Here is a 24729-nt window from a genome sequence, read left to right as displayed (position 1 = left end):
CCCATGTCTCCCCGTCATTCTTTCGCACTCTTGTTGGGTGCCAGCCTTGTTGCCGGTTGCGCGGTCGGCCCGGATTACCATCGTCCCGACTTGCCGCTGTCGAACCACTATCTGGGGCAGTCGGCGGCACGTGACGCCCAAAGCGCCGCAGCCCTCGCGACCTGGTGGCAGACCTTCAACGACCCGTTGCTCACGCAGTTCGTGCAGACAGCACTGGAGCAGAACCTTGACCTGGCCCAAGCCTCGGCGCGGGTGCTGCAAGCCAAGGCCGGGCTTGGGGCGGCGAACGCGGCCTTGCTGCCCTCGGGCGCCGTCAGCGGTTCTGCTGCGCGCGCGCATCAATCGGTCGAAACGCTGCTGGGGCAAGTACTGGATGCCAGCCCCGACTACAACCGCTGGGGCAGTGCCTATGAGGCGAATCTGACGGCGAGCTGGGAAGTGGATGTGTTCGGCGGCCTGCGGCGTGACCGCGAAGCGGCACTGGCGGATTACCAGGGCTCGCAGGCCGGTTTGGCGGCGGTCAGGCTGGCGGTGGCGGCGCAGACGGCGGATACCTACATCGCCATTCGCGGCGTGCAGGCACGCCTGGCGATTGCCCGTCAGCAGGTCGACACTCAACAGGGGTTGCTGGCGAAAACTCAACTGTTATACGCAAAAGGGCTGGCCGCCGAGTATGAGGTGCGCCAAGCCGAGGGCGCGCTGGCGCAGGTCAAGGCCACGGTGCCGGTTCTGCAAAACAGCCTCGATACGGCCATGAATGCACTGGATGTGATGCTGGGCGTTGCCCCCGGCACCCATCGCGCCGAGCTTGAAGCTGCAAGCCCGATTCCGGTTGCCGCGCCGATCGGCACAATGGGTTCGCCTGCCGACCTGCTTCAGCGCCGCCCGGACCTCATTGTGGCCGAACGCCGCTTGGTGGCCGCCAACGCCGAAATCGGCGCGGCGATCGCCGAGTACTACCCGAAATTCTCCCTCGACGGCTTACTGGGCAGCGCCACGGCTGTTTCCAGCGGCCACCTGTTCAGCGGTGGTGCAAGCCAGTCGGCCGGCGTGCTGGGGCTGCGTTGGCGCTTGTTTGATTTCGGCCGCATCGACGCCCAGATCGACCGCGCCAAAGGCCGGAACGCCGAAGCATTGGCCGCTTACCGCCTCGCCGCGCTGCACGCCACCGAAGATGTGGAGAATGCCTTTTCATCACTGGCCCGCCGCCAGGAGCAGGCCGGCACATTGGTGCAGGGCGAAGCTTCACTTTCACGCGCAGTTGAGTCTTCATCCATTGCTTACCAACGCGGCGCGGCCAGCCAGATAGAGGTGCTGTATGCCGAGGCAAGCCTGCTGCAAACCGCCGATGCCAGGGCGCAGGCTCAGACCGAGTCGGCACGCGCTGCTGTCGCGGCCTTCAAGGCGCTTGGCGGTGGCTGGGACCCTGTGGTGCTCGCGTCCGGGAGGCCTTTATGACAGTGGCAAAAACGGCGTGCATCCTGTGTTCAAGAAACTGCGGCCTCCAGGTGGAGATCGAGGAGGGCGCGATCACACGCATTCGCGGAGATGAAGATCATCCCGTGACCCAGGGTTACATCTGCCAGAAAGCCGCGCGGCTGCAGCATTACCAGTCCCATGACGACCGGCTCAAGCACCCGCTGCGACGAGAGCCGGATGGCACATTTGTACGCGTGTCGTGGGATGAGGCACTGGACGACATTGCCCGGCGCCTGATGCAGATACGCGATCAGCATGGCGGTGATGCATTTGCCTTTGTCGGCGGCGGCGGGCAGGGCAACCACCTGGGCAGCGCCTACGGCAACAGCCAATTGCGCGCGGCCATGGGCAGCAAAAATGCCTATAACTCTCTGGCGCAGGAGAAAACCGGCGATTTCTGGGTTAACGGACGTATTTTCGGCCGCCAGGATTGCCACACCACTGAAGACGTCGAGCATGCCGATTACGTGCTGTTCATCGGTTGCAACCCGTTCCAGGCCCACGGCATTCCCAACGCGCGCGACACCCTCAAGCACCTCAAGAAAGACCCGGATCGCACCATGGTCGTCATCGACCCGCGCCGGTCCGAGACTGCCAAACAAGCCGACATTCATTTGCAGCTCAAACCCGGTACGGATGCTTACCTGTTGAGCGCAATGCTGGCGATCATCGTCGGCGAGGGCTTGCACGACCAGGCGTTTCTGGCTCGTCATTGCACCGGTTTCGAGGCGGTCGCCCAGGCGCTGGCGCAAATCCCCGTCGCCGACTACGCCGCACGTGCCGATGTTCCGCTTGCAGCTATCGAACGCGTAGCTCGTGGCTTCGCAACTGCCCGTACGGCCTGCATCCGCATCGACCTGGGCATTCAGCACACCCTGCACACCACGTTGAATGGTTACCTGGAAAAACTGCTTTATCTGGTGACGGGCAATTTCGGGGTGAAGGGCGGGAACAACCTGCATACCTTTTTCCTGCCGTTGCTGGGGCATACCGATGAGCGTGACGCGCGCACCCGGCGCACGGCTCACCATGGCATGTTTCCCATCGCGGGCATTCTGCCGCCGAACATTTTGCCGGATGAAATTCTGTTGGCAGGCGAGCGACGCATTCGCTCGGTGTTTGTCGACAGCAGCAACCCCTTGCTGACCTGGCCGGATACTGCGGCCTACGAGAAGGCATTCGCTTCACTGGAGTTGCTGGTGGTGGTGGACGTGGCGATGACCGAGACCGCGCGCATGGCGCACTACGTGTTGCCCGCCGCTTCGCAGTTCGAAAAATGCGAGGCCACCGGATTTAACCTGGAGTTTCCGACGAACTTCTTTCACCTGCGCCACCCGCTGTTCCCGGCGCCGGATGAATGCCTGAGCGAACCGGAAATCTATACCCGGCTGCTTGAGAAGATGGGCGTATTGCCCAAGCATTTTCCCGTGCTGTCCGCCCTCGCACGGCATGAACCGGGCGCCACCGCGCACCTGGGTTACCTGGCGGCGCTGGCGGCGTTGTTTGCGCGCCAAAGGAAGCTGATGCCGTTCGCGCCTTCGATTATGTATCGCACCCTGGGTGCCGCGTTGCCGGCCGGTTTGGCGGCGGCGGCTCCATTGCTGGGCCTGAGCCTGCAATACGCCAAAAAACATGGCGCGGCGGTACGCCGAGCGGGGTTCAAAGGGCATCGCGCGACATTGGGCACGGCCTTGTTTCGCGCCATTCTGGCGCGCCCTCAGGGCACGCTGATCAGCGTGCACGAGTTCGAGGACACCTGGTCGCTGCTGCGCAACGAGGACAAGCGCGCCCATCTGCAGGTGCCGGAAATGCTCGAAGAGCTGGCGGCGCTACGCACTGAAACGGCGCCGGGCCAGGACTACCCTTTTATCCTCATGGCCGGAGAACGGCGCAGCTACAACGCCAACCAGATCTACCGCGACCCGGCCTGGCGCAAGGTCGACCCCCACGGCGCGTTGCGCATGCATCCGGATGACGCGTCGGCATTGCAGGTAGGGGCCGGCGACCGGGTGGTGTGTTCCAGCCGGCGCGGCGATCTTGAAGTGGTGGTGGAGCTTGACGATGACATGCGCCGGGGCGTGGTGTCGCTGCCCCATGGTTACGGCATGCGCTACAAGGGCGGTGCGCCGTCCGGCCCGGCGTTGAACCGGATCACCGCGCTGGAGGATTGCGATCCCTTGAGCCGCACACCGCACCATAAGTATGTGCCGGTTCGCATTCAACCTTTGGCGTCGGTGGAGCAAACCATGTCGATATCAGGCTAATGCCTGCCGTTTTCAGGCTGTTTTCCGTGAAGTCAGGCCGCGTAAGGTGACCCATCATTAGGAAATGATGATCGCCTGACTCTTTAGTCAGTACGCCCTGACGTCGATCACCGAGAATAAGAAAACAATGGACAGCCTGAATTCCAACGATTCAAACGCCCAGCTGGCGCAAGGTTTCAAACCGCGCCATGTGACCATGTTGTCCATCGCGGGGATTATCGGGGCGGGGTTGTTTGTCGGTTCCGGGCACGCGATTGCGGCCGCAGGGCCGGCCGTGTTGCTGGCCTACCTGTTTTCCGGGCTGCTGGTGGTGCTGGTGATGCGCATGCTCGGCGAGATGGCCGTGGCCAACCCCGACACCGGCTCGTTTTCCACTTATGCCGACCAGGCCATCGGGCGCTGGGCCGGGTTCACCATCGGCTGGTTGTACTGGTGGTTCTGGGTGCTGGTGATTCCCATCGAAGCCCTGGCTGCAGGGCATATCCTGAACCAGTGGTTCCCGCAGATCGACGCGTGGCTGTTTGCCTTGCTGTCGATCTTTTTGTTGGTGGTCACCAATCTGTTCAGCGTGTCCAAATACGGCGAGTTCGAGTTCTGGTTCGCCATGGCCAAGGTCATTGCAATCATCGGCTTTATCGGCCTGGGTTTTGCGGTGTTGATGGGCTGGGTTCCCGAGCGCGAGGCGAGTGGTTTAAGCGGTTTGATGGCGCAAAACGGCGGCTTTGCGCCCAATGGGCTGTCGGCGGTGGTCGGGGCGTTCATCACCATCATGTTCAGCTTTATCGGCACGGAAGCGGTGACCATCGCGGCGGCCGAGTCCAGTAACCCCGCGCAGAATATCGCCCGGGCCACACGCTCGGTGATGTGGCGAATCGGTGTGTTTTACCTGTTGTCGATCTTCGTGGTGATTTCCGTGGTGCCGTGGAATGACCCGTTATTGGCCTCGGTCGGGTCGTATCAGCGCGCCCTGGAGTTGATGAACATTCCCCACGCCAAGCTGCTGGTGGACGTGGTGGTGTTGATCGCGGTCGCCAGTTGCATGAATTCCTCCATCTACATTGCTTCACGCATGCTGTTTTCCCTGGGCAAACGCGGCGACGCGCCTGCGCTGATGAAGAAAACCTCGGCGGCCAGTGTGCCCAGGGCGGCGGTGATCGCCAGCACCATCCTGGGCGCGGGCGTCACGCTGCTGAGCCATTTCATGCCGGCCGGGTTGTTCCAGTTTCTGCTGGCCAGCTCTGGTGCCATTGCCTTGCTGGTGTACCTGGTGATCGCCGTTTCGCAGTTGCGCATGCGCAAGGTGCTCAAACGCCGCAACGTCACACTCACCTTTCAGATGTGGCTGTTTCCCTGGCTGACCTGGCTGGTGATCGCCTTCATTTGCGCCGCATTGACGGTGATGCTGGTGACGCCCGAGCACCGTTTTGAAGTGTCTTCGACGATTGGGCTGGCGCTGGTAATTTCATTTATCGGGCTGATCACCGCGCGACAACCGCAGGGCTCGGCGCATCGAACTACCGTGATCCCTGCCAGCGCCACCGATACATGAGGGTGCCCGGCATCGGCAGCCACCTGTATCGGTCGCCTCAATCCTGCAAGGTCTGTCAGGCAATCGGGATCAAGGGATCCGCCGCCGCCCACGCCGCTTCACGGTTGGCGGCCGGTGGGTAGATCCACACGGTATTGATTTGGGTTTTAAGCGATTTGCCGTCCTGGCGCGTCAACTTGACCTGACGATCCCAGCCTTCGGTGTACACCGCGCCCCAACAGCCCAGGTCCAGGCACGTCACGTATTTGGGCTGGCTGTAGGGCGTCGGATCCACCCCCAGAACCTGCGCGGCGACGTTATTGCCGGCGTAACGGCCGAGCATGATGGCGTGCTGGCAAGTCATCAACGCGTGGTTGCCCAGCGCATCGGTGGCGGCGTACGCCACGTCGCCGGTGGCGAAAATATCTGGCTGGCCGATGACTTTCAGGTTCCCATCCACATGCAGCCGGCCGAGCGCATCACGCTCCCCCGGAATCTGTTCAGTCAGCGAGCTGGCGCGCACGCCGGTGGTCCAGATCACGGTGCTGGCTTCGATATGTTGGCCATTGTCCAGGGTAACGCCGTTTTCATCGACAGCGACCACCGACGCTTTCAACTGCCACTTCACGCCCAATTCCTCACTCGCTTCGGCAATCGACCGGCCGATTTCGGCGCCCATTGATGCACCGATGGCTTCGCCGCGGTCGACGATGATCACGTCGACATCCGCGCTTTCACCCAGGATGGCGCGCAGGCGTGCGGGCATTTCCGTTGCCGTTTCAATGCCGGTGAAGCCGCCGCCGGCCACCACCACGGTGTTGCGGCCTTTGCTGTAGGGACGGTCTGCCAGGGCTTTGAGGTGGTTCTCCAGGCGCACGGCTTGCTCGATCTGGTCCACGTCAAAAGCGTGCTGCGCCACACCGGGTGTGCCGGGCATGGCGAGCCGGCTGCCGGTGGCCAACACCAGCTTGTCGTAGTTGAGCACCTGCCGGTTGCCGGAGGCATCGAGGTAGGCGACATTTTTTTGTGCCGCGTCGATGGTTTCTGCCGCGCCCTTGATGAAGGTCACGCCTACCTCGTCAAACAACTCGCCAAGCGGCGCGAACAGTTGGTGGGCATCCGGCTCGTAAAAGCGCGGGCGGATGCGCAGCTCGGCCTGCGGTGCCAAGACGGTCACTTCGACGTCGTTGTGCTCATGAATGTTGAACAGGCGCGTCGCGCTCAGCGCGGTCCACAGGCCGCCGAAACCCGCGCCGATAATCAGAATGTGCTGCTTCATGTTTTTACCTTGGGGTGAGGTGATGGGTAAGTGAATAACGGCGACTATATTTGTCGTAGTTGTAAGGCGCAAGGTGATTTTTTATGAGGCTGCGCACGCGGCGCGCGGTAAAAGTCTGCCAAAGCCTTGTCGATTGGCGCCTGTGGCTTGGGTTTGGAGTGGCTGAATGGCGATGATTCAGCGCGTTTCGAACTGGCTTGCTCCACGGTTTTCTGTTAGTTTGTGCGACTAATTAAGTCGGAGATCGGCATGTCTCTTTACAGCGCGGGCGTTGAGTACGGCATTCATTGCCTGATTTTTTTGGTAGGGGATGGCGGCGAAAGTCGAGAGGCCAGCGTGCGCGACCTGGCAGAACTGCAAGGCGTGCCGCTGGATTACCTCGGGAAGATTTTCACCAAGCTGGCCAAGGCCAAACTGGTCGTGGCCACCGAAGGCGTGCGCGGCGGCTTCAAGCTGTCGAGGCCGTCTGATGAAATCAGCCTGCTCGATATCGTCAACGCAATTGACGGCCACAAGCTCATCTTCAATTGCCGCGAGATTCGCGGGCGTTGCGCGCTGTTTGAGGGTGAGCCACCGGCGTGGGCGATGGACGGCCACTGTTCAGTCCATGCCGCCATGATGACGGCGCAAAAACGCATGGAAGACGCACTGTCCCAACAAACCATCCTCGACCTCGCGCGCAAGGTCGGGCGCAAATCCCCGCCTGAATTCGCGGCACAGGTGGGCGGGTGGATCAACGATCGTCGGGAGAAAAAGGGCTGTGCGCACACGCCTGACGACCAGACCATCGCGGTGACTGATATTTCGGATTGATCGCGTGCCATTGCGAACAAAGTAAGGTGCTGCTTTGGATTCATACGTGCGCCGTGGCTCATTTGCCCCCGTCACTGGAATGGCCGGTGCTCACTATGGTGTGGGGGGCATTCCCGCGCGATGGCTTAAAAAGCTCTGGAAAGAGAACCTCATTCAAGCGATGGCCGATGACTTGTTGCGGGTTGCCGGCGGTAACATCAACCGATAACAGGCACAAAGAAAACAGCCACTCCAGTGAGTAATGCCGATCAGTCAAGAGCGAACGCTGTACCTGTGGCGAGGGAACAAGCTCCCTCGCCACAGGTTACTTTTTTCTCTTTCCAGTTCTTGACTGATCGGCATTAACTCCAATGAGTGGCTTTTTTGGTCTGCCAAACGTGTTCTGCGCTCAATGCGCATCCACCAGCCGCTGCAACCCCGCATCCCGAATCGAAAACACGTCGAACAGCCCCAATGCCCGCAACGCCGGCAGCAGTGCCAGCAGGTCTTTCTCGGCAATCTCGCGTTGCGCCGCGTCGGTCTGTGGGTCGCACCAGGCTTGGGCATTGAGCAGAAAGGCGCCCACGCTGCCTTTGCGAATCACGACGCCATCGCGTGTGGTCTGGTTTTGGTCATCGGGCAGCAAGTCTTCGGGACGCATGATGTTGACTCCAGTCAGTGAGGGAGCACCGACTATAGGCGCGACAAACTGGCCTTGGTACGCTATCGAGGACATTCTATAGTTCGATGAGGCCACGCATGCCCTCAACAATGATCCCGCTTTGCACTGCATCTTCAACCGATGGTCCTTCGATTGTCGCCGTGATGCGCGGGGGCCTCGAACCGCGTGTCACCGAGCGTCACAGTCATGAGCGGGGACAATTATTGGGGGCGACCCAGGGGCTGTTGTCAGTCGATGCCGGCGATAGCCAGTGGGTTGTGCCCGCCACCCATGCCGTGTGGATTCCGCCGGGGGGTTTCCATGGGGTGCGTTCCCACGGGCCGTTTTCCGGCTGGAGTGTGTATGTGGTGGCGCACGCGTGTGCCGACATGCCTGTTGAGCCTTGCGTCCTGACGGTCTCGGGGCTTTTACGCGAAGTGGTTTTGCGCGCGGCGGGTTGGGGGGAGGTGGCGTGGGACGCTGCGCAAGCACGGTTGGCCGCTGTGTTGGTGGATGAGATTCGCACATTGCCCCGCGCCACCCTGGGTTTGCCGATGCCGCAGGAGGCGCGTTTGCGCCGAATCGCCCAGGCCTTGGCGGATCGCCCCGATGATGAGCGCCGTTTGGGGGAATGGGCGGCCTGGGCAGGGATGGCGCCGCGTACGCTGACGCGGCGTTTTGTGCAGGAGACCGGTTTCAGTTTCACCGATTGGCGCCAGCGTGTGCGACTGCTGCGCGCGCTGGAGCGGCTGGCCGCCGGCACGCCGGTCACTCGCGTTGCCCTGGAGCTGGGGTACGACAATGTCAGTGCGTTTATCGCCCTGTTTCGCCGCACCTTCGGCGTCACACCGGGGCGTTATTTCGCACCACACGAATCCCTTTGAACACCACCAGCAGCAACACGGCTGCGAGCAGTTCAAAGGCGGCGACCAGATACAGGCCGGCGGCCAGGCTGCCGGTCAGGGTTTTGAGCCAGCCGATCATGTAAGGCGCCGCAAACCCGGCCAGATTGCCAATGCAATTGATCAGGGCGATGCCCCCGGCGGCAGCGGTGCCGGCGAGGAAGGCGCCTGGAATCGACCAGAACACCGGGAACGCGGCAAGGATGCCCATGGCCGCAATGGTCAGGGCGATCAACGCCAGCACCGCGTTGCCGATGAACAACCCCGTGCCGATCAACCCCAGCCCGGCCAGCAGTGCGGCCATGGCGCAGTGCACGCGGCGCTCACCGCTTTTGTCGGAGTGAAAGCCGTTCCACAGCATCGCTGCGGTGCCCAGAATAAACGGGATCGACGACAGCAGGCCGATGCGCATGGTGTCATCCACACCGAGCGCCTTGATGACCGAAGGCGTCCAGAACGCAATGGTGGCGTTGCCGCTCACCAGGCAGAAATACACCAACGCGCACAACCACAACTTGGGAAAACGAATCAGCGCGCGCAGGTTGCTGTGCTTGCCGGGCGCCTGGTCTTCGCGGGCGATGGTATCGCTGACCATCTTGCGTTGTGCCGCGCTCAGCCATTGGGCGTTGGCGGGTTTTTCCGGCAGATAACGCAGCACCAGAACACCTGCGATCACCGACGGAATGCCTTCGAGGATAAACAGCCATTGCCAGTTGGCCAGGCTGCCGACGCCAACCATGTGGCTCATGATAAACCCGGCCAGCGGGCCGCCGACCACGCCGGCAATGGCGAAGGAGGTCATGAACATGCCATTGATCCTGGCGCGCTGCGCAGCAGGGAACCAGTAGGTCAGGTACAGCACCACGCCGGGGAAAAAGCCCGCCTCGAACGCCCCCAACAGAAAACGCAATACATAGAACGACCAGGCGCTTTCGACATACGCCATGGCAATCGAGGTCAGGCCCCACATGATGGTGATGCGCGCCAGTGTGCGCCGTGCGCCGATTTTCTCCAGCAGCAAGTTGCTCGGCACTTCGAAAATGAAGTAGCCGATGAAGAAAATCCCGGCGCCCAGGCCATACACCGCCTCGCTGAAACCCAGGTCTTGCAGCATCGCCAGTTTGGCAAAGCCGACGTTGACCCGGTCGATCCAGGCCAATACAAACAGAAACACCAGGAACGGCAGCAAGCGCCAGGCGATCTTGCGATACACCACCGCCACTTCGTCGGTGATCGGCGCGTGGTCCAGTGCTGTAGGTGAGGTTGCGTTGCTCGGGTTCATAAGAGGTCTCGTCAATGTATTGCACAGTGGCTGCGCAAGCCGATTGGCAGGCGAGTGCGGGCGCACGGGCGGCCGCCGTGGAATTTTTTGCAAGGGAAAATTGTTGAGCCCAGGGGCAGTGCGGACCTGCTCCGGGCTCAACGGCCGTGCGTCAGCTGCTCTCTCGCAGCAGCGCCTCGATCGAACGGGACACTTGCAGCACGCGGGCGTCCTGGCCATGCAGGCCGGCGATTGACAGGCCTACCGGCAACTCGTCGCCACGCTGGCACGGCAGGCTGAGGGCGCAGCCATCCAGAAAATTGATCACGCTGGTATTACGCAGCACCAAGGCATTGGTGGCGAAGAACGCCGCGTCGTCGGCGAGGTCGGCGAGCCGGGGTGGCACCACCGCGACACTCGGCAGCAACCAGGCATCGGCGTTGCCCAGGCGTTCGCGCGCCACGTCGATCAAGCGTTGGCGTTCGTTGCGAATGTCCAGGTAGTCGGCGGCACTAATGGCGGCGCCCCGGCGTATACGTTGGGCGACGCGCGGGTCGTAGGCGTCGGCGCGGTCGCCGTCCAGCCACTGGCGGTGGCCGTACCAGGCTTCGGCGGCGGTTATCCCGCCGGCGGCATTGATGTGCCGCAGTTCATGCAGCTCGGGGAAGTCGAACCAGCTTACCGTCGCGCCCGCCTGGGTCAGCAGGTCGAGGCTGCGCTCGAATGCCGCGGTGACGGTGGCGTCCAGTTGGTCCAGCACCACGTCGCGGGTGACCGCCAGGCGCAGCCCGGCCAGCGGCGCGGCGCGGGTTTGCAACGGCTCGCCGCTGAGAATCTGGTCGAGCAGGATGCAGTCGGCGACGCTCTGAGTCAGGGCACACACCGAGTCCAGGCTTTCGGCGAGGGGGAAGGTGCCCGCCATCGGCACGCGGCTGGCGCTGGGCTTGAAACCGGTGAGGTTGCAGAAGGCGGCGGGGATGCGGATCGAGCCGCCCGTGTCGGTGCCCAGGCCAGCCACCGCCATGCCCAGCGCCACGCTCACGGCGGCGCCGGAACTGGAGCCCCCGGCAACACGCCCGTCGGCGAGAGGCGTGAGCGGCGTGCCGTAATGCGGGTTGAACCCCAGCCCGGAAAAGGCGAACTCGCTCATATTGGTGCGCCCCAGCAGGATCGCACCGGCGGCCCGCAGTCGTTCGACCACCACGGCGTCGCGGCTGGCCGGCGGAGCGTCGGCGAGCAAGCGTGAGCCGGCGGCGGTGACTTGCCCGGTCACGTCGAACAAATCCTTGATGGACACCGGCAAACCGGCCAGTGCCGACGGCACGTAGCCGGATGCGCGCGCCAGGTCGCTGGCCCGCGCCGCCTGCATGGCGCTGTGTGCGTCAACGCTGATATACGCCACGCCTCCCGCCGCGCGGTGCGCTTCGATGCGGGTCAACGCGTCGCTGACCAAGGCTTCACTGGTGGTGCGGCCCTCGGCAAGTGCCTGGGCGAATGCTGCAATCGTGGTCATCGGCTTCACTCGGCGACAGGCAGCGGCTCGACACCGTACTGGTGGCGCAGGCTGCGGTTGAGGACAGGGTCGAACAGTTCCATTTCAAAGGCTTCACCATACCCCAGCTCGCCGATCACCGACTGGGTGCCGCAAAACATCGCGGTGTCGGCAGGCAAGGCGGCGTCGCTGTTGAGTTTGCCCAGCAGGGTTTCCGGCGCCAGCAGGTTGGTTACCGGGCCTTGCTGATACAGCGCCCGCACGCCATCGCGTACACGCCAGGTGCGCATGACCAGGTGGTCCCAATGCTCTTGGACTTCGGCGTAGCGCCACACCTGTTGGGCAATGGGTTTGTCGCACATCTGCTTGGAGACGGTCACGTCATAGCTTTCGACCTTGCGGTCGGTGTGGTCCGAGCCCAGGCCGATCAGCAGGCCCTGTTCGCTGGGAATCAACACGAATTCGGTTTCGCCGGAAGAGTCCTTGCCCGGCACCTGAATGCTCTCGGCGCTGTTCAACAGGCTGGCTGACACACGGTAGAAGCACGGCACCTGCGTGGGGCGGCGCACGCCCAGCGCTTCGAGTTCGGCAATGTGGTGTTCCACCGCTTCGGTGTTGCGCCCGGCCCAGCCCGCGATGATCAGGTGCTTGATGCTGGCTTGATGGTCGCCCTGGCCGACGACGTGGAAAGTCATTTGAGTCATGAAGTGCTCTCGCAGTAAGTGATCAAAGCGTGCGCATGATGGCGCGGCGGAAATCGTCAATGTGGTGGTGAATGGCGGCGATGGCAGCGGCGCCGTCGCGCTGTTCCACCGCTTCAAGAATTTGCAGGTGTTCCTCGTAGATGCGTTCGCTGTGGTGGTTTTCCGACAGGGTCAGGTACCAGAAACGCGCCTGCTTTTCGTGCAGGTTGCGCAGCAGTTCGGCCAGTACGCGGTTGTGGGCCGCGGCCGAAATCGACATGTGAAACTGCAGGTCCAGCGCCATCAGCCCGGCCACGTCATGGTTGGCCAGCAAGGCCGGGGTTTGCTCGAGGATGTCGCGCATGGCCTGGATGTCGGCGTCCTTGGCGCGCTCCACGGCGAGCTTGACGCACAGCTGTTCGTTGCTTACGCGCACTTCGATCATGTCGAGCACGTCGTTGAGTGACAGGGCGGTCACCATCACGCCCTTGCGCGGCATGATGGTGACCATGCCTTCCACTTCCAGGCGGTGCAGCGCCTGATGAATAGGGGTACGGCCAATGCCCAGCGCGGCGGTCAATTGCGCTTCATTGATGGCATCGCCAGGGCGGAATTCACAACTGATGATGCGTTGCTTGATTTGCGCATAAGCCAGCTCACGCAGCTGCGCTGCGCTTTTGGTCGGGGCAACCAGCGTGGACGGGTTGCCGGGGAAATCGGTCGGTCGGGACATATCGGCTCCTGAAAATCATCTGATATATCAGATGATTTTCACAGTGAAGCAAGGCGTATGCCATTTTTTCGGTAAATGGCTTGAAGCCACGGATGGCGGGGCTTGTGTGAAGTTTTAAACGTGACAGGCAACGCGAGGGGCCGTGTTACTTGTTACTTTTGTGCCCGGCTTTGGTACCCGAGTGCCCGAAAGGTGTGCCAGTCAGGGTGTTGATCGGAACCGGGGTAACGAAAGGGCGTTTTCACAACATTTCACAAGCAGCCTTTGCCCCCTTGAACTGTTGCGCGTGAGTGACGCTGAGGCCATGTCCGGCCAGGCAGAGCCACTCACCCTGTCATTTTTCAGTAACCAACATGGCCTTTGCTTTCATTGTCTGCCCGGCATTGCCGTCTTTCACGGTCATTGCTGCGGCCTCGCAATCAAGGAGTAAAAGCATGTCATCACCGGTCAGTAACACCCCGCCAATCAAAGCCGCGACGAAAAGCGATTCAAGCGCCGAATGGGGAGACGCGGTGGACCGGGCCAAGGCCAAGGACGCCGGCATCCAGTGGCAACGGCCCAAGGACGACCAGCGCTCGGCAGCAGACATCATCAACGACAGCCCGTTGCTGAAAAATCTCGGCAACCAGAGTGGCGTCAAAGACAAGCTGCGCGAGCGCGTGGGCGACTTCGAGCACGACGCCGATGCCGCGTACCGCGCCAAACAGGTGCTGGAGCATGTCGAGCGTTTTGACGAAAACGGCTCACGCCTGGCCGGCAACGACATCGACAATGGCCGCGTCGACGGCTTCACCAAGGGTGGCGACGCGAAGCACGGCACCGAGGCCGGGCGTCTGCAGGATTTCGGCAAATATGGCTGGGACGATCTCAAAGGCGAACTGCAGCATGCGGACGATGTGGGCCAGGACGATCAACGCCGAGAGGCGGCGGACAAGGCCGGCATCGTTTGGGAGCTGCCGCAGGACGACAAGCGCTCCGCCCAGGACATCATCGATGAAAACCCGTTGCTGAAAAACCTCGGCAACCAAAGCGGGGTGAAGGATGCGCTGAAGGAGCAGGTCGGCGATTTCGACAAAGACCCGAACGCCGCCTTCCGTGCCATCCAGGTGCTGGACCGCGTGGTGGGTTATGACGACCAGGGCAAGGCACTGACGGGCAAGGACGTGGCCAACAGCAGCGTCGACGGCTTCACCAAGAGCGGTGAGGCCCGCCATGGCACCGAGGCCGGGCGTTTGCAGGATTTCGGCAAGTACGGCTTCGAGGCGCTGGCCAAGCCGCCGGCCAACGATCAGATCGGCAGCTACAAGGATTTCCTCAAGGCCAACCCGGATGCCGACGCAGGCTCCAAACAGGTGGCCGGGTACGGTGCGATTCTGGATGCCAAGTACGACTCGATCCGTGGCAAGACCGGCGCCGACGGTGCGGTCACCGAGCAGAACATCAAGGACTACCTCAAACAGAACCCGCAGTTGAGCAAAGAGGAGAAAGAAGCGCTGAACTTCTTTGCCCAGCCAGGCGCGTTCCGCAAACTCGACACTGCCGGCAACAGCATCGGCGACAAGCCTGACGGCAAGGTCAGCCGCGACGACGTGCAGACCTGGTTGAAAACATCCGCGCCCAAAGACGCCCAGAGCCTGGCCGGCCTGATCACCGACGTGGCCGCCGGCAACGTCACCGGCAAGGTCGACACCAGCAAGCTCGACAAGGACATTTTCGAGCACCCGGAAAATTACACGGCCGAGCAAAAAGCCGCGGTACTGCTCGAACTGCAGGAATCGCAAAAGCTGGTGGTCGACGGTGCCAATGCCGGGGTGTGGAGCAGCGACTATGGCAAGGTCTCCATCGCCAACCGCTCGGGCGCGATCTGGGAGCCGCAGAAGCTGTTGCAAGACATCAACGATCACATGGCCATCCTGCAGGACGACAAGCCCACCGCCGACTACATCAAGGACGCGGGCGACAAGGCAGTGAAGACATTGTTCGAGGAAAACCCCGGCCTCAAGGATGCCGTCACCAAGACCTATGAAGACCAAGTCAAGTCCGGCAAGGCACTCGACGCGGCCTGGGACGCCAACACCAAGGACGGCAAGACCGATCAGCACACTGCGCTGGCCACGTTCTACGCGACCGCCACCAGCTTGCAATCCATCCTCGGCGTGGACGATGCCAAAGCGATCCAGGGCGCGGTTGCCCAGTCATCGCACAACGACGACTTCAAGACCTTCTACAAGGACCAACTGGCCAGCGGCGAGCGCATGCGCGAGCTGCTCAAAAACAATTCTCCCGAGAAGGCGGCGTCCGAATTCAGCCTGGAAGTGGCGCTCTACAATGCTGCCCTCGACCCGGAGTTCACCGCGCAATACGACAAGCCACTCAACGACAACTTCTCCACCATCACCCAGGAAAACCTGTTCAAGGACGCCTCGTTCGACAACCTCAAGACCGCCTTCGGCAAGAATGGCGGTGAGGAACTGGACGAAGACAAGGTGCGCAAATTGGTCGACCAGATGCGCCAGGAGAGCCCTGAGTTGCTGCTGAACCAGGACGGCACGGTAGCGACCACCGACCAGGTACTGGCGGGCTTCCGTGGCAACTGGGACCTGTTCCGCCAGGGCACCAAGGCGCTCGACAAAATGGGTAAGCTCTCGGACTTCGACCCCAATGGCGGCGCCAAGGGTGCCTACGGCAGCGGCGTGCTGCACGGGGTGAGCGGGCTGTTCCTGGCCGGGGTTACCATTGCGCGCGGGGCGCAGAGCGGCGGCAAGCTGACCGATCGCAACATCGTCGACATCACCACCGGCTCCGTGCAGACCGCCACGGTGCTGACCGAGGGTGGCTCGAAGGGCTATCAGGAACATCTCGCCAAGGCGATCAAGAACGGCGAGCAGACCTTGAAGGACATGAAGGACGGCAAGGTCATGCTCGACCTGCTTGATGAGGTCAAGGACAACGTCAAGGATGGCAAGCACGCCAAAGTCGTGGCGAAGAACTTCGAAGAGGCCGCCAAAGGCATCGGCGGCCTGGCGGGTATCGCTGCCGGGGCCTATGGCATTTTTGACGGAGTCAACGCGCTGCGCCGTGGTGACAAACTCACCGGCGGCTTTGGTATCACCGCAGGTTCGCTGGGCGTGCTGGCCGGGAGCGCCTCGGCCGTAGAGGGCGGCCTTGGCTTGCTCGGCGCCAACTTGCCACGTTTCCTTCCGGGCCTGGCTGCCACCGCAGGTGTGTTGGGTTTTCTGGGCGCCGGCGTGGCGGTGCTGGCCTCGCTTATCCCCGGGCTGGTCAAGGAAGGGCAGGCGCAGGCCAAGTCGGACAAGTTTGGCGACGTGCTCGGCGATTCAATCGAGCGCTACGGGATCGACGGGGTTAAAGACGGGTCAATCGCTGACATTCCCACCAAGGATTGGCCGGGCGGCGAGGAGTGGACCTCCTGAGGTCAGGCGAGGACGCAGTCGCCCGGCCCGAAGGCCGGGCGTTACCGGGGTCAGGGCGTATGGCGGATGTCAGGCGTTCACACCGCCATCGACCAGCAGGCCCGCGCCGGTGATCTGCCGGGCGCCGGGGCTGGCGAGGAAGGCGACGGCTGCGGCGACGTCTTCGCTGGTGCCGTAGTGACCCAGTGCGATCCCGGCTTTGCTGGCGGCGGCCTTCTCGCTGTCGGCGGGGTTCATGTCGGTGTCGGTAGGGCCGGGGTGGACGATATTGACCGTGATGCCGCGCGGCCCCAGGTCGCGCGCCAGGCCTTGGGTGAAGGCGATCAGCGCCGATTTGCTCATGGAGTAAACGCTCAGGCCGGCAGTGGGCACCTGTTCGGCCAGACAACTGCCCAGGTTGATGATGCGGCCGCCATTCGGCAGGTGTGCGAGGGCGGCCTGGCTGGCGATGATGACGGACTTGATGTTGACGTCGATCACCGCGTCAAGCGTGGCCAGGTCCAGGGTTTCCAGCGTGCCGTACTGAAAAATGCCGGCGTTGTTGACCAGTATGTCCAGGCCGCCCAGCGCCTCTGCGGCCTGGTCTACGGAGTTTTTCACCGCGCGTGCGTCGGCACTGTCGGCCTGCAAGGCCACGGCGTTACGCCCGCCAGCCTTGATCTGCGCCACCACCGCTTCGGCTTTTTCCCGTGAGCGTTCGTAAGTAATCACCACGTCGGCACCTTCTGCTGCCAGTGCCAGTGCGATCGCCTTGCCGATACCGCGGCTTGCGCCTGTGACCAGTGCGCGTTTCCCGTTGAGAGTGGTCATCTGAACTGCCTTTCTGTGTTGATCGTTATATAAATATGCTGAGGTTGTTCCGCGCCTGTCAATCAATTATTGTGGTGATCGATACATAAATAGGAGGCACGCATGTCTACCCGAGGTCGCCCGCGCAATTTCGACCGTGAGCAAGCGCTTGATGCCGCGATGATGCTGTTCTGGGAAAAGGGCTACAGCGCGACGTCGATTTCAGAGCTGTGCGGTGCCATGGAAATCGGCTCCCCGAGCCTGTACGCGGCGTTCACCAGCAAAGAGGCGCTGTACGTCGAGGCCGTGAATCGCTACCGGGAGGTCGTCAGCCCGTCCATCTGGAAAACCGTGCACGAACTTTCACCGGCCCGAAAAGCGGTCGAGCAGTTCCTGTTGGTATCTGCGGATGTACTCACGGCTGAACAGCGGCCGCGCGGCTGCATGGTGACGTTGTCCAATGTCGGCAGTGAAGGCCCGGAGTCCCTGGGGTGTTGGGTGCAGGCGCTGCGCCACGCAGGCTTGATGAAGATGCAGGAACGGATCGGCCAGGCTGTCGTCGATGGCGAGTTGCCCGCCGATACCCCGGTTGAGGCCTTCGCCCGATTTTTCATTGGCGTGCAGCAGGGCATGTCGGTGCAAGCCCGGGACGGTGCCTCGCGGGAAAGCCTGCAGCAGGTGGCCCGGACGGCGATGACGATCTGGCCGGCTGTTGCGTGAGACAAAGGGCTGCGATGAACAGGCGCCGGTCCATGGGCTGAAGCCACAGAACCGGCGTCTGTCGGCGACAGGGCGACTGTTTGCCGGCGGGCTATTTGATCAGCAGGCCTTCGGCCTCCAGGGCGGCGAGCACGCTGGGGCGTCGCTCCATGGTGGCCATGAAGGTCTGAATGGCCAGGTAGCCGGAAATATCAATGTTCACCCGGGGTGGCCAGCACAGGACGTTGTACAGGTAGGCGTCGGCAATCGAAAATTGCGTGCCCAATACATAGTCGTTGCGGGAGAGGTGATCGTCGATGTAGCGAAATTTTTCGCTCAAGTTGCCGGCCGCGAAATCCGCTTTGGAGCGCGCATCGATCAACGGTGAAAACATCACGGCCATGCCTTTGTGCAGGTCGGACGCGACAAAGTTCAGCCACTCCAGTGCGGTGTAGCGCTCCCGCGTACCGAACGGCGGCAGCAACCGGTATTCAGGGTGCGCGTCGGCGATCCATTGCAGGATCACGGCGCCTTCGGTGAGCACGTCGCCGTCATCGAGTTTCAGGGCGGGCACAAACCCTTTTGGGGTCACCTTGAAGTAGTCACCTTCCACGGTTTGCTTGGTGATGAAGTTGACCTTCACCAGCTCGAACGTCTGTTCGGCTTCACGCAGGGCGATTTGTGAAGCCAACCCGCAGGAGCCGGGCGAAAAATACAGTTTCATGGGGTGTCTCGTTTTATCAGGACAGGGAATTGAAGTCAGAGGCGTCATGGCGTTCGAGCAAGTACTGGCCCGGTACGTCGGACCTGCGATTGACCACGCTGCCGCGCGCCACGGCAGGGCGTTTGGCAATGGTTTGGTACCAGCGCAGCAGGTGGGTGTATTGCTCGACCGCGAGAAATGCGTGGGTGTTGTAGACCCCGTAAAGACTGCCCGGGTACCAGGGCCACACGGCCATGTCGGCGATGGTGTAGTCATCGCCCGCCAGGTATTCATGGGACGCCAGGTGAGTGTCCAGTACGTGCAACTGGCGTTTGGTTTCCATGGCGTAGCGGTCGATCGCGTATTCGATCTTGATGGGCGCATAGGCGTAGAAATGCCCCAGGCCACCCCCCACGAAAGGCGCCGAGCCCATCTGCCACATCAGCCAGTTGAAGGTCTCGGCGCGGGCTTTGGGTGCGGAGGGCAGGAAGGCGCCAAAGCGCTCGGCCAGGTAGACGAGGATCGAGCCGCTTTCGAACACGCGGGTGGGCGGCGTGGTTGAGTGGTCAACGAGGGCAGGGATCTTGGAATTCGGGTTGATTTCCACGAAGCCGCTGCCGAATTGGTCGCCTTTGAAAATATCGATCAGCCAGGCATCGTACTCGGCCTCGGGATGCCCGGCGGCCAGCAACTCCTCCAGCATGATGGTGATTTTCTGGCCGTTGGGCGTGCCTTGCGAGTAGAGCTGCAGCGGGTGTTTGCCCACGGGCAGTGATTGTTCGAATCGCGCCCCTGAAACCGGTTGATTGATGCTGCCGAACTGGCCGCCATAGGTGTTTTTGGGTGTCCAGACGTTGGCGGGCACATAGCCGGCCGGCTGGTTATCGAGTGGGTTAGCGCTCATTGCGGATTCCATGGGAAGGAAGGGGATGGACGTTTTAGGGAAGGGCATTTATGGCGGGGCGCAAAGGCCCACACTCATTGCTCCCTCGTCAGCTTCTTTCAGCCGTTCAAGGATGTGTCGGCAATCGCTCAGGAAGTATTCGCCCACCTCACTCAGGCACATGCTGCGGGTATTGCGTAATAGCAGCGGCACGCCAATTCTTTTTTCCAGCGCGGCCACGGCGCGCGTGGCACTGGCCGGTGAGATATTGAGGCGGTGGGCAGCCACGGAAAAACCGCCGGCTTCGACCACGGTTACAAAAACCTGCATTTCTTGAAAGCGATCCATGGCGGCCCCGGTTGCGTTTGGCGATTGCTCCCCGCTCTGTCCTGCGACAGGGCGAGGCTTGTTGCGGCTTCAAGACAGTGTGTTGGGTATGGGCGGGCGCAGGAATAATCGGGGTGGGTAACGCTGTATTTCGTTTTATGGAACTTTCAACTTGAACAGCACGATGCGCGTCTACGGCATCATGCTGTTTTCGCCTTTCAGGGCGAGAATGAGTTCAAATCACTTGAGGCGTTTCAAACCAGTGCTGGCTGGGCGTGTCGAAACGCATCCTTTGACGAACATACAAAGCGTTGTCTTTGCTACTCAGCCGTTCCAGTAACAAAAACGCGACTTCCGACGCTGTGCCGGGCCCGCTGGAGGTCATGAAGTTGCCATCCACCACCACCGGGCGATCGACGAAACGCGCGCCGGTGTCCACCAGTTGCTGTTTTCGTTTGCCGCCGATCTGGTGGTAAACCGTTGCGTTCCTGCCCTCCAGCACGCCCGCCATGCCCAGGGCGATGGAGGACACGCAAACGCTGGCCACCGGTTTCCCGGCGTCGGCGAAGTGTTTGATGGCTGACAGGTAAGGCGTACTCAACGCTTCTTCATAGAAACCCGCGGGTTCGGAGCCGCCCGGAAGGGCCAGCGCGTCGTAGTCGCCCAGGTCAAGTTCATCCAGAAGGTTGGAAATGCGCAGGTTCAAACCAAAGGTGGTCAGAATCTCGGACCTCAACCCCGCATGCACCAGTGTGAAAGCTTGATCACCGACTAAATCCGCCCAGCCAAACACATCGGTGAAGGCTGCAATTTCGAGAGGTTCTACACCGTTGGCCAACAACATCAGGATTCGTTTCATGGTTGTTTCCAAATAGAGGAGATGTCAGCGTTTTGCTGAATTTTGGGCAAAGTTGCCCATGGCGCTTCACGCCAATAACGGCAGAAGTGCGGTTTAAAGAGAGGAGGTTGTTAACCTTTAAGAATAATCATCGGCAAACGGCCGAGCATTCGCGTAAACACGCGGGTGTCCGAGATACCCCGCGCCACTACCAATGCGCCTTGCAACTCGATCAATACCTGTTCAGCCCGAGTCTGGGCCGAGTCGTTTGTAGCGCCTGCCTCTTGCGCCACGCTGGCCAACCCCCTCAAAAACCGCTGAAACGTATCGGCGATTGCATGGCCGCACGCGTTGGGCTGGTTGCGCGGAGGCGACAGCATATTGAGCAAGCACGATTCTGTTCCGTTGAGGTAAACCCTGCTCATGGCTGCTGTGAACAGGTCCATTTTCACCGGGGCCGGCAAGTTGCCGGTCAAAATCGGGAACACTTCGTTGTCCAGAAAAAGCCGCGTGTGTCTCAAGACTTCTTCGGCGATTTGTTCCTTGCCGTTGGGAAAACGGTGGTAGAGGCTGGATTTGGTCAACCCCGAAGCCGACGAAAGCATTGCCATGGAGGCACCTTCAAAGCCCACGTCCTTGAAGGCCTGGCCGAGACGTTCAATCAGCACGTCGTCTTCTACCTTGCGTAATTTGGCCATTGTGCTCGGGATGCTCTCGGTCGACGGAAACATTGATTTTGACATCATCTTTCTCGGCATTGCCAGGTCAGAGTGCTGGCGGCTTCAGGCCCGGAGCCTGAAGCCGCTTTCGACTAAATCAAACGACTTGCTTGAATGCGTGGCTGGCGCCGCGGGAGATTTTGCCTTGGTCGAACAGGCGCAGAATCGGGAAGTCGACGTCGGTACGCGCCACTTTCCAGAAGTAGTTGGTCATGAAATTCAGCGTCAGGTGGCCAAAGACTTCGGTGATGTCTTCATCATTCCAGCCGGCGTCCTTCACGGCCTGAACTTCGGCGTCGGTCAGGTCGCCCTTGTGGTTGACCAGTTGCAGAACGAATTCCAGCAAGGCGGTTTCCTTGGTGTCGACCGATTTGCCTTTGCGCGCCAGTTCAATGTCCACCTCGGTGAGTTTTTGCAGTTTGGCGATGTAGGCCAGCAAAGAGATGCAATATTCACAGCCATTGGCTTCGCCAATGGCAAGGCCGATTTTGCGGGCCAGTTGTTTACTGAAGCGGCCATCGGTCAAGTTCTGGAACAGCGCAAGGTAGCTGTTCATGGTGGCGGGCGAGTTGGTCAACGCGCTCATGATCAATGGGTTTTTACCAAACTTTCCTTCGGTTTTGGCGAAGATCTGCTTTTGCTCTTCTGTTGCTGTTGCTGCAGTCAGTACGTTGATACGTGCCATGTTTGGAAACCCTATGAAGTAAGTTTTAAACCGTACCGAACGATCGGTACAATTGAATTTATAGGGAGGTTTAATAGACCGTCAAGCGCGTTTTTGTTGAGCGTATTTAAAAAGGGGAAAGGTTGAGTTGGTACTTTTTCATGTGTTGGAATTATACGAATTATATAAATAAAGTTGCGCCGTGGTTATGGGGTTTTTGCAGGCTCGATTATTTCATTAACTGTTCGTCGTCTAAAAAAACAACAGTTGATCTGTTTGGAAATTTTTTTTCGCGAAGACTGAAATTTCAGTGCGCCGCTGAAAAAGGTGCCAGTGACTGACGCAGGCGCGGCGTTGCGAATTCCAGAAAACGGCGCATCTTCAGTGGCATGTGTTTATGGGCCGCATGCAGCAGATGGATCGGAAACGGCTCCAGCTCGTAGTCTTTGAGTACTCGTTGCAAGGTGCCCGATTCAATCGCGTCGATGGCTTGATAATGAAGAAGGCGAGCCACGCCCACACCGCGAACCGCCGCGTCAACCAATGCGATGGCCGGGGCAAGTAGCCTGGGTGTCAGTGCCAGTTCGATGGAGGAGCCTTTGCGCGGGTCCAGAAAGCGCCAGGCCGTGGTGATGTTCGGGCCGTAAGTCGAGATGCAGGGCATGGTTTTCAGGGCCGCGGGCGTGTCGGGCACACCCTGCAAGTCGAGTAATGCCGGGCTGGCGCAGACTACTCCACGCACCGAGCCTACACGCGTGGCGATCATGCCGCTGTCAGGCAGATGGCCGATGCGCACGACCAGGTCGATCTGGTCGTCAAACAGGTCAACGTTGCGGTCGCCCAGCACCAACTTGATGTTGATGTCGGCGAACAGCGCGAGAAAATCGGACACCACGGGCAGCACGTGCAGCCTGCCAAACAGTTCGGGTGCCGAGATCACCAGGTCGCCGCGCGGCGCCACAAACTCGCCCGCCGCAATGCGTTCGGCTTCGGCCACCTGTTCCAGAATCGTTCTCGCTGCTTGCGCGTACTGGGCACCGGCGTCTGTCAGGCCGATTTTGCGCGTGGTTCGCGTCAGCAGTTGCGTACCGAGCGCCCGCTCCAGGTCGGCTATTTTACGACTGACCGTTTGCACCGGAATCCGCAATGCCCGGCCTGCGGCGGAGAAACTGCCGGTTTCGAGGGTGGTGATTAACAAGGTCATTGCTTCTATGCGGTCCATCCAACTCTACCTGAATAATGAAAATATCAATAAAGAATGGGGGGTGTTATTTCGCTAAATGAAAAAGTAACAGGGCGGCCCATATTAGTATTAACGGATTTTCCCGTTTTTTGTGAAAGTCATTCGCGCCATGGTGTGATTATCACCCCGAATGTGAATGTGCATACTTGCCCGGCAATCGAGAAAGTTGCTCAGAGAAACACTATCGAATTTTTTCCAGTCAGGTAAGCAAGTATGAACTTGAACAAGTTGTTCACGGCGATGTGCGCGTGCGCCGTCATTAACAGCGGGTTTGGCATGTTGCCTGCCCAGGCCGCAACGCAGGCAACTGCAAGTGCGAAGATTGAATCGTTTGACCAGGTGCACTATCGCTACGCACAGGTGAAGGACGTGAATGTTTTTTACCGGGAGGCGGGCGACCCTGCCAACCCCACCGTGCTGTTACTGCACGGCTTTCCCACTTCGTCGTTCATGTACCGGAATCTGATTCCGGTGTTGTCCAGGCGCTACCACGTTATTGCGCCGGACCTGCCCGGTTTTGGCCTGACCCAGAGCCCGCCGCGCGACACGTACCAGTACTCGTTCGAGAATATTTCGAACACGATGGATGCGTTCACCCAGGTGCTCGGCCTGAAGCAATATGCCTTGCAGGTGTTCGACTACGGCGCGCCGGTGGGGTGGCGCCTGGCGGTCAAGCACCCGGAGCGGGTCACCGCAATCGTTTCGCAAAACGGCAATGCCTACGTTGAAGGCCTGAGCACCGGTTGGGCGCCTGTGCAAAAGTATTGGGAAGACCCCTCCGAAGCGAACCGCAACGCCTTGCGCCCGGTGCTGCAGGTAGCCGCCATCAAGGACCAGTACCAGCACGGCACGCCGGACCCAAGTGTGGTGGCGCCCGAAACGTACCTGATGGACGCCGCGCATGTCGGCCAGCCGGCCAATGCTGAAATCCAGCTGGACCTGTTCAAGGACTACAAGACCAACGTCGACATGTACCCGCAGTTGCAGCAGTACTTTCGGGACCACCAACCCGCGCTGCTGGCGGTGTGGGGCAAGAATGACGCGATCTTCATTCCGCCGGGTGCGGAGGCGTTCAAGCGTGATTTGAAAAACGCCGACGTGCGTTTCTACGACACCGGCCACTTCGCCCTGGAAACCCACCTGGACCCGATCGGTGCCGCGATCCTGGCGTTTCTGGACCGTAACGTGAAGCGTCAACCGCGCTGATAAACACGCTGTTGAGTGGCGAGGGAGCTTGCTCCCGCTGGGCCGCGAAGCGGCCCCGGCTCTTTGTTTAAAAAGCCTGGGACTGCTGCGCAGTCCAGCGGGAGCAAGCTCCCTCGCCACACGTGCCGGGGCCGACGGCCAGCATTGTCG

General features: G+C 60.9%; 21 protein-coding genes and 1 pseudogene. 8 read left to right on the top strand and 14 right to left on the bottom strand.

Translation table 11 applies throughout. From position 1 onward, the window contains the following. The first annotated feature begins 3 nt into the window (after positions 1 to 3). The 3 genes from ATI14_RS25860 (at position 4) to gabP (ending at position 5292) form a co-directional block, all read left to right on the top strand. A complete protein-coding gene (locus tag ATI14_RS25860; RefSeq protein WP_080520074.1) occupies positions 4 to 1458 on the top strand; it encodes an efflux transporter outer membrane subunit in 1455 nt (484 codons plus the stop codon). Next, a complete protein-coding gene (locus ATI14_RS25855) occupies positions 1455 to 3743 on the top strand; it encodes a molybdopterin-dependent oxidoreductase (protein ID WP_031319606.1) in 2289 nt (762 codons plus the stop codon). Before ATI14_RS25860 ends, ATI14_RS25855 begins: the two co-directional genes overlap by 4 nt. 127 nt (positions 3744 to 3870) lie before the next feature. Then, a complete protein-coding gene (gene gabP, locus ATI14_RS25850) occupies positions 3871 to 5292 on the top strand; it encodes a GABA permease (protein ID WP_016969918.1) in 1422 nt (473 codons plus the stop codon). A gap of 55 nt (positions 5293 to 5347) precedes the next feature. Here the strand turns inward: gabP and ATI14_RS25845 are convergent, their stop codons facing one another. Then, positions 5348 to 6550, bottom strand: a complete 1203-nt coding sequence (locus ATI14_RS25845) for an NAD(P)/FAD-dependent oxidoreductase (protein WP_016969917.1) — start codon at positions 6548 to 6550, stop codon at positions 5348 to 5350. 249 nt (positions 6551 to 6799) lie between these two features. Here ATI14_RS25845 and ATI14_RS25840 point away from each other — a divergent pair, with 249 nt between their 5' ends. Then, positions 6800 to 7363: an RrF2 family transcriptional regulator gene (locus ATI14_RS25840; protein ID WP_016969916.1), complete on the top strand. Its 564-nt coding sequence runs from the start codon at positions 6800 to 6802 to the stop codon at positions 7361 to 7363. A gap of 388 nt (positions 7364 to 7751) precedes the next feature. On the opposite strand, the gene ATI14_RS25835 is transcribed toward ATI14_RS25840, so the two are convergent. Further along, positions 7752 to 8003, bottom strand: a complete 252-nt coding sequence (locus ATI14_RS25835) for a hypothetical protein (RefSeq protein WP_016969915.1) — start codon at positions 8001 to 8003, stop codon at positions 7752 to 7754. Between the two features lie 98 nt (positions 8004 to 8101). Here ATI14_RS25835 and ATI14_RS25830 point away from each other — a divergent pair, with 98 nt between their 5' ends. Then, entirely contained in the window at positions 8102 to 8887 is a 786-nt protein-coding gene (locus ATI14_RS25830) for an AraC family transcriptional regulator (RefSeq protein WP_231124408.1), read from the top strand. On the opposite strand, the gene ATI14_RS25825 is transcribed toward ATI14_RS25830, so the two are convergent. From ATI14_RS25825 to ATI14_RS25810, 4 genes are all read right to left on the bottom strand, one after another. Continuing rightward, the gene (locus ATI14_RS25825; RefSeq protein WP_016969911.1) at positions 8847 to 10187 is read right to left on the bottom strand and encodes an MFS transporter; all 1341 of its coding nucleotides are present in this window, start codon (positions 10185 to 10187) and stop codon (positions 8847 to 8849) included. The two genes, ATI14_RS25830 and ATI14_RS25825, sit on opposite strands and share 41 nt — an antisense overlap. A 151-nt stretch (positions 10188 to 10338) precedes the next feature. Further along, positions 10339 to 11679: an amidase gene (locus ATI14_RS25820; protein ID WP_016969909.1), complete on the bottom strand. Its 1341-nt coding sequence runs from the start codon at positions 11677 to 11679 to the stop codon at positions 10339 to 10341. Between the two features lie 5 nt (positions 11680 to 11684). After that, positions 11685 to 12362 carry a DUF2848 domain-containing protein gene (locus tag ATI14_RS25815; RefSeq protein WP_026083235.1) on the bottom strand — a complete coding sequence of 226 codons (678 nt, stop codon included), beginning with the start codon at positions 12360 to 12362 and terminating at the stop codon, positions 11685 to 11687. A gap of 22 nt (positions 12363 to 12384) precedes the next feature. Beyond that, entirely contained in the window at positions 12385 to 13074 is a 690-nt protein-coding gene (locus ATI14_RS25810; RefSeq protein WP_016969906.1) for a GntR family transcriptional regulator, read from the bottom strand. Positions 13075 to 13508: 434 nt separating this feature from the next. Here ATI14_RS25810 and ATI14_RS25805 point away from each other — a divergent pair, with 434 nt between their 5' ends. Continuing rightward, positions 13509 to 16508, top strand: a complete 3000-nt coding sequence (locus ATI14_RS25805; protein WP_031319601.1) for a type III effector HrpK domain-containing protein — start codon at positions 13509 to 13511, stop codon at positions 16506 to 16508. 69 nt (positions 16509 to 16577) lie between these two features. Here the strand turns inward: ATI14_RS25805 and ATI14_RS25800 are convergent, their stop codons facing one another. Further along, the gene (locus ATI14_RS25800) at positions 16578 to 17318 is read right to left on the bottom strand and encodes an SDR family NAD(P)-dependent oxidoreductase (RefSeq protein ID WP_016969904.1); all 741 of its coding nucleotides are present in this window, start codon (positions 17316 to 17318) and stop codon (positions 16578 to 16580) included. 102 nt (positions 17319 to 17420) lie between these two features. On the opposite strand from ATI14_RS25800, the gene ATI14_RS25795 reads away from it, so the two are divergent. Continuing rightward, positions 17421 to 18017 (top strand): TetR/AcrR family transcriptional regulator, encoded by a 597-nt coding sequence (locus tag ATI14_RS25795; RefSeq protein WP_016969903.1) that lies wholly within the window; start codon positions 17421 to 17423, stop codon positions 18015 to 18017. A 91-nt stretch (positions 18018 to 18108) separates the two neighbouring features. Here the strand turns inward: ATI14_RS25795 and gstA are convergent, their stop codons facing one another. From gstA to ATI14_RS25760, 7 genes and pseudogenes are all read right to left on the bottom strand, one after another. Next, positions 18109 to 18720 carry a glutathione transferase GstA gene (gstA, locus tag ATI14_RS25790; RefSeq protein WP_016969902.1) on the bottom strand — a complete coding sequence of 204 codons (612 nt, stop codon included), beginning with the start codon at positions 18718 to 18720 and terminating at the stop codon, positions 18109 to 18111. 16 nt (positions 18721 to 18736) lie between these two features. Beyond that, positions 18737 to 19603 (bottom strand): glutathione-dependent disulfide-bond oxidoreductase, encoded by an 867-nt coding sequence (gene yghU, locus ATI14_RS25785; protein WP_016969901.1) that lies wholly within the window; start codon positions 19601 to 19603, stop codon positions 18737 to 18739. 78 nt (positions 19604 to 19681) lie between these two features. Continuing rightward, positions 19682 to 19930 (bottom strand): annotated as a pseudogene (locus tag ATI14_RS25780) (LysR family transcriptional regulator); the annotation flags it as partial. 214 nt (positions 19931 to 20144) lie between these two features. Further along, a complete protein-coding gene (locus ATI14_RS25775; protein ID WP_016969899.1) occupies positions 20145 to 20768 on the bottom strand; it encodes a DJ-1/PfpI family protein in 624 nt (207 codons plus the stop codon). Positions 20769 to 20878: 110 nt separating this feature from the next. Next, positions 20879 to 21445 carry a TetR/AcrR family transcriptional regulator gene (locus ATI14_RS25770; RefSeq protein ID WP_086004062.1) on the bottom strand — a complete coding sequence of 189 codons (567 nt, stop codon included), beginning with the start codon at positions 21443 to 21445 and terminating at the stop codon, positions 20879 to 20881. A 118-nt stretch (positions 21446 to 21563) separates the two neighbouring features. After that, positions 21564 to 22151: a carboxymuconolactone decarboxylase family protein gene (locus ATI14_RS25765; protein WP_016969897.1), complete on the bottom strand. Its 588-nt coding sequence runs from the start codon at positions 22149 to 22151 to the stop codon at positions 21564 to 21566. 286 nt (positions 22152 to 22437) lie between these two features. Then, positions 22438 to 23352 carry a LysR family transcriptional regulator gene (locus ATI14_RS25760; protein WP_165448270.1) on the bottom strand — a complete coding sequence of 305 codons (915 nt, stop codon included), beginning with the start codon at positions 23350 to 23352 and terminating at the stop codon, positions 22438 to 22440. Between the two features lie 234 nt (positions 23353 to 23586). Here ATI14_RS25760 and ATI14_RS25755 point away from each other — a divergent pair, with 234 nt between their 5' ends. Further along, positions 23587 to 24579, top strand: a complete 993-nt coding sequence (locus tag ATI14_RS25755) for an alpha/beta fold hydrolase (protein WP_016969895.1) — start codon at positions 23587 to 23589, stop codon at positions 24577 to 24579. Positions 24580 to 24729: the final 150 nt, after the last annotated feature.

The organism is Pseudomonas tolaasii NCPPB 2192, from assembly GCF_002813445.1.
GTDB classification, from domain to species: Bacteria; Pseudomonadota; Gammaproteobacteria; order Pseudomonadales; family Pseudomonadaceae; genus Aquipseudomonas; species Aquipseudomonas tolaasii.
This window is presented reverse-complemented; position numbering and strand designations above follow the sequence as displayed.